Origin of the sequence: Thermus oshimai DSM 12092 (assembly GCF_000373145.1) — a bacterium.
Classification (GTDB): domain Bacteria; phylum Deinococcota; class Deinococci; order Deinococcales; family Thermaceae; genus Thermus; species Thermus oshimai.
The window spans coordinates 1-11,494 of record NZ_KB890611.1 but is presented as its reverse complement, the minus strand read 5'-3'; the positions used below and the strand labels follow the sequence as shown (position 1 = coordinate 11,494).

The following is an 11,494-nucleotide window of genomic DNA, read 5'->3' as shown; positions in this document are numbered from 1 at the left end:
CACCTGCCCATTGGCCACCACCGCATCCACCAACGGCCACACCCGCTCCACCGGCTGCAGCTCCGGAGAATAGGGCGGCAGGTACACCAACCCCATCCCCTCCGAGTCCATCCCGTCCACCAAGGCCAGCCTGTTAAGGCTAACCTTGAGGCTCAGGCTCTCAAGGTACGGTGGACACGGGTGCCCTCCCTGGCCTCCCTCGGGCTCACCTCGTTCCTGAGTTTCAAACCCTTAAAGGTACGGTGGACACTAATCTGCCCCCTGTCGTCCAGGGGAACCCAGACCTGTTTCAAACCCTTAAAGGTACGGTGGACACCTAAACACAACGTCCTACACAGCAGGCTCTCATCAAAGTCTAATCTTGATTTTCAAGATCCGCTGCGACCGAGAAGGGAAGAGGCCGCTTTGGCTGGGATTATAGCCTGGGTGGGGGGGGTGTGCGTCAACCCCCCGGGGTTTTGGGGGGATTGGGGGTTCGCGCAGATTTTGACTAGGTATAAGTTTTCTCTCCAATGTAGCCCTACTCCCACCCCTGTGCGATGCGCTTCACCCCCACGAAGTAGGCCACCTTCTCCTTGGGGTAGCCCCGCTGGAAGAACCGGCGCACCGCCCGGTACTGCAGGGCGCGCATGATCTGCTTGATCCCCCCCAGGCCCGCATGGTGGAAGAGGTCCTCCAGGAGGAGGCGGAGGGCCAGGGGACTCAAGGGCTTCCCCCGCCCCTTCCCCCGGGCGGTGCGGAGGAGGAGATGGGGGTAGGGGATGGGGTGGAGCCCCGCCAGGTAGTCCCGGAGGGGAAGCCACTCCTCCACCGCCTTCTGCGCCTCGGGGGAGAGGGGGACCTCCCGCACCTTCCCCCGCACCAGGAGCCGGTCCCCCAGGTAGTCCTGCCGCCAGAGGGCGCAGAGCTCCCGGTACCCTAACCCCACCTCCCCCATGAGGGGGACCACCACCGCCAGGAGGGGGCGCTGGTGGGCCACGGGAAAGGTGGGGATGCTCTCCAATAGCCGCCGGTACGCCTCCTCCGGGAGGGCCAGGTCATGGCGCACGGGGTTGAGGACGTTCTGGGGCCACTCCACATGGGCCGGCCACCCCACCCCGGCCCAGTCCAGGAACCGGGCGAAGAGGCGCAGGGAGGCCAGGACCCGGACCAGGCTCTTGTCCCGGTAGGGTTTGGGGACGGAGGAGAGGGGATTCCCCCGGACCAAGAGCTCCCGCAGGAACCCCTTCACATCCCCTGCTTCCAAGGCCGGCCAGCGCCGCCCCTCCCGCTCCAGCCAGAAGAGGAAGGCCTCCACGGAGGCCCGGTCCACGCGGCTGCCCCGCTTGCCCCTGCGGCGGCGGAAGGCCTCCAGGCCCTCCAGGAGGGCCTCCCGGTCCCACCCCCGGAGGGCCTCCTCCACCCGCCGCCTCCGCTCCTCGGGGTCACTCCAGGGGTCTTCAAATATAAACTCTGCCATTTACCCTCATTTTAGCACGCCCGCCACCGCCCCCACCACACCCCCAGACCCCGGGCCTTTTACACCCCAAAGCCAAAAGCGCATGGGAAGGCCTGGGGATGGGAAAGGTGGTGGGGAAGGGGAGGTGAGGTGGAGGAAGAGGGGTGTGGTGGGGGGTTGTTGGGGTGGGGGCGGGTGAAAAAGAACAAGGGTGGCGGAAATGATTTAGAGAGGGCTTACGCCAGATAGCAGAAAGGACGCTGCTCAGGGAGGCCATCGTGGCCCACCTCTGAAGGCCTGTGCGCTGGACCTACGACCCCGAGGCCCACGCCCTCTACCTCTGGCTGCGGGAGGGGAGGGTAGCCCGTTCCAGACCCGTGGCTCCCGAGGTGGTGGTGGACTACGACCGGGAGGGACGGCCCCTGGGGGTGGAGGCCCTGGGGCTCCAGGGAGAAGGCCCCCGGGCCCTCGCGCTGCGTTGGGCGAAAGGGGAGGGTTAGGGCCCCTCTAGGAGGGGTTAGGCCCCCTCAGACGGCAAACCGCACCTCCGGCCCTGCCCCCAGGGCCCCCGCGGCCCGGGGGAGGTCCCCATGCGCCGGGCCAGCTCCCGCCGGGAGAGGCCTTGGGCCCGCAGGGCCCGCGCCGGCTCCAGGTCCTGGAGCACCCCTGGCGGGACTTGGAGGCGGACATGTCCGTTGGTAAGGATTACGCCGCCCGCGCCGGGACTACCTTCCCCTCGGGCAGCACCACCCCCACCAGCCGTCCCCCGAGGAAGAGGGCCTGCGTCAGCCCGTAAGGGCTAAGCTTGGCGATGGGGCCCTCCCCCTCCGCCGACCACTTCCGGAGATGGGGGAGCTCGGCTAGGGCCACCTGACCGGCTTCTTCGTCGTCCAGGGGCAGGACGTGGAGGACGAAGCGCTCGGGGAGGAGCTCGAAGAGCTCGGGATCCTCCAGGAAGCACATCCCGAAGGCGTCCTTCAGGAGGCTCAGGCGGGCCTTGGGGTCTTGGGGTTGGGCCTTCTCGGGCTCCAGGACCATGGCGGCCTCCCTGCGGCCTTGGCCCCATTGAGGGTCCGGCTGGGATCCCCCGGCAGGTCCACGGGCTCGTGGGGGGCAATGCGGTTCCGGTCCCGGTGGGGCCTCCCCCCGGCGGTGTCGTAGGGGGCGATCCAGACCCAGCCCTCCTCAGGTCCAGCCGGGCCGCCTGGGCTAAGCTTGGCCCTGGAGAGTACCGCGGTACGCCCCCGGTTCTCCCCTAAGGCCGCCCCGGGGCGGGCCAGAGGCGCATCCCGTTGCGCTCGGGGGGCTCGTCGGGCACCGGAAGCCGGGGGTCGAAGAACCGGGCCTTGAACTCCTCGTAGGTGAAGGGCCCCTCCCACTTCAGGTTCTCCCCCTCGAACCCCTCGCAGTACCACCCCCCGTCGGGGGCCCGGGTCACCCGCCAGGGGCGCACGTTGTAGAACCGCCAGAAGAGGTCGTAGGCGTGGGCGATCTTGGGGTGCCGGTTCCCCAGGCGGACGAAGTAGTCGAAGTAGATCCAGTCGTCCGGGTCATCCGTAAAGCTTACCGCCAGCAGGGCCTGGCTCAGGAGGTTGAAGCCCCCGTCCCGGGGGGTGTAGAAGACCCGGTCCCCCCCGCTGGGGCTCCGCTGCACCAGGGGGTTCCGGTAGATGGAGGCGTAGAGGGTCATCTCGATGCGGTTCAGCATGGCCTCCCGCACCCAGGGCACGTAGGTGAGCCTCACCCCCAGGGGGTCGTCCACGTGGGCCGACCAGGGCTGGGCGCAGAGGGGCACGGGGTAGGAGGGCGGCAGGACGCTGAAGGGGTCGATCTCCGGGAGGTCCGGGAGGGGGTAGGCCCGGGCGGGCTTGAAGACCGCCTTGATGTGGGTGTCCTCCCGGCGGTGGGAGACCTCCGTGGGGATCTCGATGCGGTACCACCGCCCGAAGATCTGGCCGTACACCGTGAAGAGCATCTCCCCCCGGTGGAGGGAGGCGGCGAAGGCCCCGTCGGCGATGTCGAAGCCCCTGAGGTAGCCGTCCACGTCAGGGATGTATTCCTTTTGGGGGAAGGGCTTGATCCAGGCCCGCCCCACCCCGCCCCCGGTGTCCAGGTCGGGGTAGTACTGGTCGGGGGGGTCGTAGGGGTAGCCGTTGAAGAGGATCCCCGCCTGGACGGCGTTGGGGTCCCTGGGGTCCAGCTCCAGGAAGAAGTAGCGGTCCCCGTTCGTGTACCTGAACTCCCGGATGCGGAAGGTCCCCAGCCACTCCGCCAGGGCCTCGGGGTCCTCCGGGGGCTTCGGCCCCTCCAGCCTCAGGCACGCGGGCAGGAGGAGGAGGGGGAGGAGGATGAGGAGCCTCAGGGCGCTCATGGGAGTCATTCTATACCCGTGCCCGTTCCGGGGTAGGGGTGTTGCATGTTTTTATGTAAGCAACTCAATGCCTTGAGAGTTTTGGCTTGAAAAAGGGAAAAGTTGGTGTATCATATTCGCCGTATGGAGCCGGATCCTGAAATCCTCGAACTCCCCCTTTCCCTCATCGTCCCTTGGGAGGACCAGCCCCGCCGCGGCCCCAAGGGGGACTACGCCCTCGTGGAGAGCATCCGCGCCCTGGGGGTCCTGGAGCCCCTCATCGTCTACCGGGACGGGGAGGTCTACCGCCTGGTGGCCGGGGAGCGGCGCTACTGGGCCGCCAGGGAGGCGGGGCTGGAGCGGGTGCCGGTGCGGGTCGTCCCCAAACCCGACCCCGGCACCCTTCACCAGATGGCCCTGGCGGAGAACCTCACCCGGGCGCCCCTGGACGCCTTCGAGACCGTGGAGGCCGTCCTGAAGCACGCCTTCCTGAACTTCGGCCACACGGAGGAGTCCTTCCTGGAGCTCCTCCGCCGCACCCGGACGGACCACGAGGGGGCCCGGCGGAGGAGGACCCACCTCGACCCCCTCCGCCACGAGGGGCTCAAGGCCCTGCGGGAGATCCTGAGGGGGTTCCCCATAGCCCCCCTGACCTTCGTGGTCAAGTACGCCCATCTTTTCAGGCTCCCCCCCGAGGTGCGGAGGGCCCTGGCGGGGGCGGGCCTCTCCCTGCAGGAGGCCCTGGAGCTGGTTCGGGACCCCGCCAAGCTGGAGCGGATCAGGGAATGGATGGGGCGGCTGGAGAGGGGGGAGGTCTTCACCCCCCTCTCCCCCGGGGAGCACCTCTGGAGGGTGGCCAGGAACGTGGCCCGCTACCGCCCCAAGCCCCCCCGCCCCCGGGGCCCCCTGGGCCAGCTCCAGGGGATCGTGGAACGCCTGGAGCGCCTCTACGAGAAGGCCCCCGAGGGGTGGGCCCCCCGCCTGAGGGAGGCTTTGGATAGCCTCACCTCCATCCTGGAGGAGGAAGGGGAGCTTGAGGACGGCTATGAGGCCCCCGAGGACGATGGGGGCGATGAGGAAGGAGGTGAAGGCTAGTGTTCATCCAGGACCTGGGGCCGGACCTGCCGCTGGCGTTCATCGCCCTGGGCACGTCCATCTTCCTCCTGGGGCTCGGCTTCTACTTCTTCGGGGACGAGGCCTTCGGGACGGGGAAGAAGAGGGGACGCAAGGGAGATTAGCGGAGGGATTCCAAACAACCCCCAGCACGGAGCTGGGGGGTTTTGGTTGCTTCGGGCCTGTGGAACCGTTGGTTCTACAGGGGGGAGGCGTAAAACGGTCGGTTGTACAGGGGGGTGCATGCGGATTTTGACCTCCCCCTTCACCTGTGCGTTTTGACGTGCGTCGCACCTTCTCACGCCGGGTGCGCGCCCGCGCTCCACGCCTCTGCGGACCCCTCTCCTTTCAGGAAGTCCACGTTCGTCGCCACCAGCATGGCCCCGCCCCCGCACCGCGCCTTCCACGAAGAGGGTCTTCCCCGCCAGGGCAGGGGGGCGTACTCCATCACCCACACCGGAAGGATCTCCACCCCGTTCCGCCGGGGCACGGCCACCTGCACCAGGCTCCCCCCCTGCACCGTCCTGGGGGCGCCCACCACCGCCCCCACCAGGGTGAACCGCCCCCCGCCGTCCTCCACCTCCAGGATGTGGAGGTTCTCCACCACCATTTCCAGGCCTTCCCGCCCCGCCTTCGCCTGCCCCACCAGCAGGGCGTGCTCCCCCACCGCCTCCTTGGCCCTGTTCCCCATGGCCCCAAAGGCCAGGAAGGGCAGGCGCACCTTCCCTTCCGACGTGGGCACCTCCACCGTACCCACCGCGTACCGGTTGCCGAACTTGCTCTCCCGCTCCGTGGCCCCGACGACCTTTCCTTTGATCCAGAGCATATCCCCTCCCATCAGATAGGAGGGGAGGGGCGGCCTTCCACCCCTCCCCCTTCCCTCTCCGGCCCTTTACCCCAGGGCCCGCCGGATTTCCTCTCTGGTCCTCACCCCGATGGCCTGGCGGTAGACCTCCGCCACGGCCTCGTACCGGCGCTTCTTCAGGTCTGATCCCCTCCCCGACCTCTGGGGAGAGGAATGCCCTTCCCCCATCCCCCCACAAAACCCCCGAAAAACGGGCTGGCAAGGGTCTGCCAGGATGTGAAGGTGGCGTACCCCTTCCGAGCAGGGATTTTTACCGTCCCAGACGGTGCTGGCAGAGGTCTGCCATTTTTCTACCCTCCCCTTTCCGGCCCCTGCCAGGGGGCTGCCCCCCCAAAAACCCGGGCCTTGGGGCCTCGAGGCCCCCCCTCTTTGCCGGGCTCCGCTCAGCCCCCTTCGCCGTCCTGCCGGGGGGTGCCTCAAAACTTGCACCTATGCTCCCGGCCTCAGGTTTATGCGGGGGGAGGGGCGGGGTTTTAGGGCGATACCGAAGCGATGGGTGGTGGAGCGGACATTTGCCTGGTTGGTGAGGAACCGGCGCTTGCGGGTGGACTACGAGCTTCATCCCGAGGTGAGCGCGGCGTGGGTGTACGTGGCCATGATACGCTTGTTGGTGAAGCGGCTAGCCAGGGCCACCTGAAGCCCAACGGGGGACTTATCCGACAGTCTCTTAGCTTTGGGGTTCTCCCGCCAGAACCCCGAGGCCCTTGCCCAGGCCCTCGTCGTCCAGGCCCGAGAGGCCCCGGAAAGAGAGGTCCAGCCCGCCCCCGAAGGGGAAAAGCTGATCTGCATCGGTCCCCTCGCCACCCCTTCCGGAAAACGCCCGTGGGTGGTGAGCGTTTGGTACCTTGAAAGGGGAAAGGACACGGCCCGCCTAGTGACGGCCTATCCCTATAGGAGGCGCGAGGATGCGGGAAGGTGACCTGGTGGCCCTAAAAGTGGACCGGCCAGAATCCGGCCTGAGGAAAGGGGACGTGGGGGCTGTGGTCCTGGTCTACCCGGGAGGGGAGACCTACGCGGTGGAGTTCGTGGACCACCGCGGGGAGACGGTGGCCCTCCTGGACCTCACCCGGGAGGAGGTGGAACCCCTCCGGGGCTCGGCCATTCTGCACCTGAGGGAAACGGCCTAGACTCCAGGCTTCTATCTCAATAGCTCTGTGAGCCTGGGAAGGAAGTAGGCTAGATTTTCCTCGTAAAGGGCAGGGCCGTGCTTGATCCTCGTGATCCTTGTACCGCCGGTTTGCTCATCCGGGAGAACCTTATAGTAGTTCATCCATAAACCGACAATCTTCCCCTTGGGTTCATAGCTTATCGCGAAAGCAAAGGGTCTATAAATAGAAGGGCTTTTATCGTTCCAAAAGGTGATGATGGCACGAACATGGGGCTTCCACTCGTCTCCTTCGGCGAGCGTTTTCTGTATGGGGATGTAGGCCTCCTGCCCGCAAGCGGGACAAACAATCCAGCCCTTCGGGTCCCTATGTTTTTGGACGATGTCTTCTATGGTTAACCCTTTAGCCTCTTGACCACAGCTTGGGCAAACTATCTTAAAAAGATTCGGCCCCTGACTACGTTTAGCCGGCATCTTTAATCCTCCTTTCAGCCGGATTATAGCTTCTCCTCGCAAACGAGGGAAGCCTGCTCACCCCAACACATCCGGCAGCGCCCGGGCCGCCTCCTCCAGGCGCCTGCGGCTCACGTGCACGTAGACCTGGGTGGTGGCGATGGAGCTGTGCCCTAAGAGCTCCTTCACCTCGTCTATCCCCCGCCCCGCCTCCACTAGGGCGCTGGCGTAGGAGTGCCGGAGCTTGTGGGGCGTGATGCGGGCCCAGTCCTTCAACCCCGCCCTGCGGGCCACCCGCTTCACCATGGCCTCCACCGCCCGCACGCTGAAGGGCTGGCCCCGCCTCGGCCCCGAGGTGTGGCTCCAGATGTAGGGGCTGGTGGGGTGCCCCTCCAGGTTCCGGTGCTTGAGCCACTGGTGGAGGGCCCGCTGGGCCGTGGGGGAGAGGACCACCACCCGCTCCCGGTCCCCCTTCCCCTTCACCCGGATGGCGTGGGGGATCCCGTCCTGGTAGGTGAGCCTGGTGGCTACCTACGTGTGGGTGGGTCAGGCCGAAGGCCTATGTTCCTGACCAACTGAAGGCCCTGCAAGCTCAAGGTGTTCGTCTGCCCCGACCCCAGAAGGGGCAAAAAGCCACTCTGGCTGAGCTCCTCACCCTCGCCATCTTCATCACCCTGCTCGGCCAAGACCTGGCCAAAGGTTACATAGCCGCTAAGACCACCCTCTTGCTCACGCAAATGTGTTTCCCCTGTAGGGAAAGCAGCCGCCCCTTCTTTCCCTCCCTGCCCCACCTCTCCCGCTTCTACCGGGTTCTGAAGAACGCCCAGGCCCTCCTGGCCCGTCTCTCGCCCAAGGCCCAGGCCTTCTCCAGATCGTAGACCTGAAGCCCATTCCCCTGGCCTACGGCCATCGGATTCACCACCTGAGCCTCCCCCACAGCGCCGTGGGGGTTGGTCCCTTGGGGGCCTTCGCCGGCTACGTGCTGCTGGGGGTCATGAACGAGCGGGGGGTGTTTTTCCACTTGGGCATCCTTCCCGGCAACGCCCGGGAGACCTGGGGGATTGAGCTTTTTGAGGGGCTTCCTGCCCTTTTGGGGGACCGGGGAGCCAAGATAGCCCCTTCGGGGCTGACCCGCTGGGTACCTGGAGCGAAGACCCCTCCCTATCGTTTGCGAGGGGGGAAGAGGGTGGAGACAGGGTGGAGGGGGTGGGTCACGCCCGTAGGGCGTATCTTGCTGGGAAAGGTACGGAACTGGATAGAGACGCGGTTCAGCGTGATGGTGCGTTCCTTGGGTCTGCACCGTATTGCCAGCCGGTCCTTTGAGGGGTTCTTGGGCCGGGTGAACCTCATCCTGCTGGTGCACAACCTCATCCGGAGCCGTCTCCTCCTCCGGATGGCGGGGGTGGAAGGGTAGAGTTCAGGTAGCACACGAAGGAATTAGTAAAAGCCTAAGCAATTAGCCCCTTTTCTGGCGGGGTTCCCCGGGGTGGTACCTGGGGAACCTCACTTTCAGGATTCGCTGAGTCGGGAGAAAAGAAGGGTTGAACAGAAATTGACAAGATTGACAAGAAAGAACCCGAAAGCTAAGCTGTTCTCCGAACCATGAAGCGGTGGTCCTTCATCCCCCTGCTGGCCTTGGTCCTTACCGCGTGTCCAGGCGGTTTCTCGCCCACCCCACCCACCTTCACCCTCCGCCTGGTCCCCTCTCCCGAGACGGGGGGCACCCTCGTTTCCCGGGACGGGCGGCTCCGCTGCGGGGCCCAAGGCGATTCCTGTGAGGTCCAGTACCCCAAGGGGCAGGAGGTGGTCCTCCAAGCCCAGGCCGAGCCCTTCCACTACTTCTCCGGGTGGGAAGGAGGCTGTTCCGGCCTAGGAGACTGTGCCTTCACCGTCCAGGAGGATACCGAGGTGGTGGGACGGTTTTCCCCCTTCCAAGGAAACTTTGCCCTGGAGGTTCCCCCCCTGGTGGTGGTGCCCCTTGGGGGAAAGGTGGAGATGGAGGTGGCCCTCCTTCGGGAAGGGGGGTTGGACGTACCCCCTTGGGCCTACCGGGTGGAGCTGGAAAGCCCCCTGGTAGGGGAGGCCCCCGACCAGGTGCGGGTGCGGTACCTCCCGGAGCGTTCGGGCCCCGACCGGCTGGTGCTCGCTTTGGAAGGCCCTGATCCGGCCTACCTGGGGCGGTCCTACGTCCAGGAGACCGCGGCCTTGCGGGTGATCCTGCCCGGCCTGGAGAGGGAAGGGGAGTTCACCCTGGCGGTGGCCCGGTGTGGTGGAGGGTGCCCATGAGGTGGACCAAGGTAAGCTTGGCGCTCGGTTTCCTTTTGGCGGCCTGCTCCCTCCAGGGGATCAAGGCACCCCCCTCCGTGGCCTGGGAGCGGGTCCAGGTGGAGTTTCCAGATGGAACCCTGGGGGAGGTGTGGGGGCAGGTGCTGCCCCATGACCCGGAGCACCTCCTGGTGGAGGGGGACATCCTGGTGCCCAGGCTGTCCTCAGGGCTCCGCCCCCAAGGGGTGAGCCTGGAGCCCCAGGTCCTGTGGGGGCGGCTATGGCCCAACGGGGTGGTGCCCTATGTGCTGGACGAATCCCTAACCGAGGCCCACCGGCAGGTCTTCCAGCAAGCGGTGGCCCACATCGAGGACCAGACCCCCGTCCGCTTCAAGCCCCGGGAGGGGGAGGTGGACTACGTGCGGGTCTTGGCCGACAGGGAGCCTGGCACCTGCTACTCCTACGGGGGCCGGAAGGGCGGGGAGCAGCGTCTGGGCGTCTACTGCGGCTGGGAGGGGATACCTTCCATGAGCACGGTGGTCCACGAGCTCCTCCACGCTCTGGGCTTTTGGCACGAGCAGAACCGCCCCGACCGGGACGAGTGGGTGGAGGTGAGGTGGGAGAACATCGTTGAGCAATACGCCTACAATTTCTACAAATACGGCTACAACGCCCGTTCCCACACCCCCTACGACTACGCCTCCGTGATGCACTACTCCGCCTACGCCTTCTCCAAAAACGGCCAGCCCACCCTAGTCCCCAAGAAGGCCGACCTCTCCGCCATCGGCCAGCGGAACGGTCTCTCCCCGGGGGATGTGGAGGCCATCCGGGCCCTCTACGCCACCCCCTTCCTCCGCCTGCAGAGCTTTGTGAGCTACTACGCTTCCTCTCGGCCCCGCGCCTACTCCTTCTCCCGAAAGCTGGCCAACACCGGAGCAGTGGCCCTGAAGGTCACCCAAGTAGAAGCGGAGGGGTTTGTGGAGGGGGTGGAGGGTCTCGCCCTGCCCCTCACCCTGGCCCCGGGGGAGGAGGTGGACCTTTCCTTTAGGGCCGCCCCCTGCAGCACCCTTGGCTTTGAGGAGGCCAGGGTGCGGCTCTGGGTGGAGGGCCGGCCGGAACCTTACCGGGCAAGCCTGATCCGGGCCTGTTTCACCCGCTGGCCGGAGGAAAAGGTGGTGGTGCAGGCCACCTCCCTTGGGGACGGCCGGGTCCAGCTCACCTACGCGGAGTGGGGGTTTGCGACCCGATATGCCCTAGAGGCCAGGGTGGAGGGGAACCCCGTGGAGGTCAGCCCATCGCTCCTGGAGGCGGAACGCCAGTCCGCCCTCTACACCGCCCTGGTCCAGGTGGCTCCGGAGGGGAGGGGAAAGGAGGTCTGCTTCACCCTAACCCCCCTGAACTCCTCCCTGAGCGAGCCCGCACCGGGCACGGCCTGCACCCCCGTGCCCTGACCCCCATCCCTCCCCAGGCGGTTTAAGGGGTTGGTAAGCCCCTCTAGCTAGGGTGGGGGGTAGAAGGACCTCGTGCTACGTAGGACTTCAAAGCCTCGGCGTCGGCGTTCCGGCCCTAGACCTGGCCCTCCTCCTGGCCGCCTGCAACGGGGGTACCTCGCCCCCCGACCTCCTGAGCTCCCAAAGCTCCACGGTGACCCAGGAGGGGCCAGATCACCCTCGCCCTTTTGTCCCAGAAGGGCTTCAGCGGACAGGCGAGCCTCTCATAAGAAGTCCCTTCCATATCTTTCCCTTAGCATCCCCCAGGCCACCAGTGGAACAGGGTGTGGTTCCGAATCAACTCCCTTTGGGTCTGTAGATACGCACACCTGGACTCCACCCTCTCCCAAAGCTCCTCCTCCGTCCCCACCTGCCCATTGGCCACCACCGCATCCACCAACGGCCACACCCGCTC

The 11,494-nt window shown here is 66.4% G+C and carries 12 protein-coding genes and 3 pseudogenes; 9 read left to right on the top strand and 6 right to left on the bottom strand.

Translation table 11 applies throughout. From position 1 onward, the window contains the following. Positions 1 to 520: 520 nt before the first annotated feature. A complete protein-coding gene (locus B043_RS0105455) occupies positions 521 to 1,459 on the bottom strand; it encodes a site-specific integrase (RefSeq protein ID WP_018461238.1) in 939 nt (312 codons plus the stop codon). Between the two features lie 278 nt (positions 1,460 to 1,737). On the opposite strand from B043_RS0105455, the gene B043_RS12285 reads away from it, so the two are divergent. Continuing rightward, on the top strand, positions 1,738 to 1,938 hold the full coding sequence (locus B043_RS12285) for a DUF2283 domain-containing protein (protein ID WP_018461237.1): 201 nt from the start codon (positions 1,738 to 1,740) through the stop codon (positions 1,936 to 1,938). A 205-nt stretch (positions 1,939 to 2,143) separates the two neighbouring features. Here B043_RS12285 and B043_RS0105445 read toward each other — a convergent pair whose 3' ends face one another. After that, positions 2,144 to 2,476, bottom strand: a complete 333-nt coding sequence (locus tag B043_RS0105445) for a hypothetical protein (RefSeq protein ID WP_018461236.1) — start codon at positions 2,474 to 2,476, stop codon at positions 2,144 to 2,146. Positions 2,477 to 2,693: 217 nt separating this feature from the next. Then, on the bottom strand, positions 2,694 to 3,809 hold the full coding sequence (locus tag B043_RS12915) for a hypothetical protein (RefSeq protein ID WP_018461235.1): 1,116 nt from the start codon (positions 3,807 to 3,809) through the stop codon (positions 2,694 to 2,696). 123 nt (positions 3,810 to 3,932) lie between these two features. Here B043_RS12915 and B043_RS12500 point away from each other — a divergent pair, with 123 nt between their 5' ends. Together B043_RS12500 and B043_RS12805 are read left to right on the top strand one after the other, a co-directional pair. Beyond that, complete coding sequence (locus tag B043_RS12500; protein WP_018461234.1) at positions 3,933 to 4,883, top strand: ParB/RepB/Spo0J family partition protein; 951 nt, start codon at positions 3,933 to 3,935, stop codon at positions 4,881 to 4,883. Next, the gene (locus tag B043_RS12805; RefSeq protein ID WP_018461233.1) at positions 4,883 to 5,026 is read left to right on the top strand and encodes a hypothetical protein; all 144 of its coding nucleotides are present in this window, start codon (positions 4,883 to 4,885) and stop codon (positions 5,024 to 5,026) included. Before B043_RS12500 ends, B043_RS12805 begins: the two co-directional genes overlap by 1 nt. 173 nt (positions 5,027 to 5,199) lie before the next feature. Here B043_RS12805 and B043_RS0105425 read toward each other — a convergent pair whose 3' ends face one another. Then, positions 5,200 to 5,727, bottom strand: a complete 528-nt coding sequence (locus B043_RS0105425) for a hypothetical protein (RefSeq protein ID WP_018461232.1) — start codon at positions 5,725 to 5,727, stop codon at positions 5,200 to 5,202. 508 nt (positions 5,728 to 6,235) lie between these two features. On the opposite strand from B043_RS0105425, the pseudogene B043_RS0105415 reads away from it, so the two are divergent. From B043_RS0105415 to B043_RS0105405, 3 genes and pseudogenes are all read left to right on the top strand, one after another. Continuing rightward, a pseudogene (locus B043_RS0105415) lies at positions 6,236 to 6,403 on the top strand (transposase); the annotation flags it as partial. A 36-nt stretch (positions 6,404 to 6,439) separates the two neighbouring features. Then, positions 6,440 to 6,685 carry a DUF6883 domain-containing protein gene (locus B043_RS13470; protein ID WP_018461229.1) on the top strand — a complete coding sequence of 82 codons (246 nt, stop codon included), beginning with the start codon at positions 6,440 to 6,442 and terminating at the stop codon, positions 6,683 to 6,685. Then, on the top strand, positions 6,672 to 6,893 hold the full coding sequence (locus B043_RS0105405; RefSeq protein ID WP_018461228.1) for a DUF4926 domain-containing protein: 222 nt from the start codon (positions 6,672 to 6,674) through the stop codon (positions 6,891 to 6,893). Before B043_RS13470 ends, B043_RS0105405 begins: the two co-directional genes overlap by 14 nt. Before the next feature lie 11 nt (positions 6,894 to 6,904). Here B043_RS0105405 and B043_RS12800 read toward each other — a convergent pair whose 3' ends face one another. Both B043_RS12800 and B043_RS12270 read right to left on the bottom strand, forming a co-directional pair. Further along, a complete protein-coding gene (locus B043_RS12800; protein WP_155987400.1) occupies positions 6,905 to 7,345 on the bottom strand; it encodes a hypothetical protein in 441 nt (146 codons plus the stop codon). A 57-nt stretch (positions 7,346 to 7,402) separates the two neighbouring features. Then, positions 7,403 to 7,843 (bottom strand): annotated as a pseudogene (locus B043_RS12270) (tyrosine-type recombinase/integrase); the annotation flags it as partial. A gap of 41 nt (positions 7,844 to 7,884) precedes the next feature. Between B043_RS12270 and B043_RS13465 the strand changes: the two are divergent. The 3 genes and pseudogenes from B043_RS13465 to B043_RS0105385 all read left to right on the top strand — a co-directional run. Then, positions 7,885 to 8,738, top strand: a pseudogene (locus tag B043_RS13465) (transposase family protein); the annotation flags it as partial. Between the two features lie 188 nt (positions 8,739 to 8,926). Beyond that, complete coding sequence (locus B043_RS0105390) at positions 8,927 to 9,610, top strand: hypothetical protein (RefSeq protein ID WP_018461225.1); 684 nt, start codon at positions 8,927 to 8,929, stop codon at positions 9,608 to 9,610. Further along, positions 9,607 to 11,040, top strand: coding sequence for a M12 family metallopeptidase (locus B043_RS0105385; RefSeq protein ID WP_018461224.1), 1,434 nt, complete (start codon positions 9,607 to 9,609; stop codon positions 11,038 to 11,040). Before B043_RS0105390 ends, B043_RS0105385 begins: the two co-directional genes overlap by 4 nt. Positions 11,041 to 11,494 lie beyond the last annotated feature (454 nt).

Bases quoted from the DNA above. Each gene is read 5' to 3' on its own strand.
- B043_RS0105455 (WP_018461238.1), bottom strand. From the start codon at position 1,459: ATGGCAGAGTTTATATTTGAAGACCCCTGGAGTGACCCCGAGGAGCGG.
- B043_RS0105445 (WP_018461236.1), bottom strand. From the start codon at position 2,476: ATGGTCCTGGAGCCCGAGAAGGCCCAACCCCAAGACCCCAAGGCCCGC.
- B043_RS12915 (WP_018461235.1), bottom strand. From the start codon at position 3,809: ATGAGCGCCCTGAGGCTCCTCATCCTCCTCCCCCTCCTCCTCCTGCCC.
- B043_RS12500 (WP_018461234.1), top strand. From the start codon at position 3,933: ATGGAGCCGGATCCTGAAATCCTCGAACTCCCCCTTTCCCTCATCGTC.
- B043_RS0105425 (WP_018461232.1), bottom strand. From the start codon at position 5,727: ATGCTCTGGATCAAAGGAAAGGTCGTCGGGGCCACGGAGCGGGAGAGC.
- B043_RS0105405 (WP_018461228.1), top strand. From the start codon at position 6,672: ATGCGGGAAGGTGACCTGGTGGCCCTAAAAGTGGACCGGCCAGAATCC.
- B043_RS12800 (WP_155987400.1), bottom strand. From the start codon at position 7,345: ATGCCGGCTAAACGTAGTCAGGGGCCGAATCTTTTTAAGATAGTTTGC.
- B043_RS0105390 (WP_018461225.1), top strand. From the start codon at position 8,927: ATGAAGCGGTGGTCCTTCATCCCCCTGCTGGCCTTGGTCCTTACCGCG.
- B043_RS0105385 (WP_018461224.1), top strand. From the start codon at position 9,607: ATGAGGTGGACCAAGGTAAGCTTGGCGCTCGGTTTCCTTTTGGCGGCC.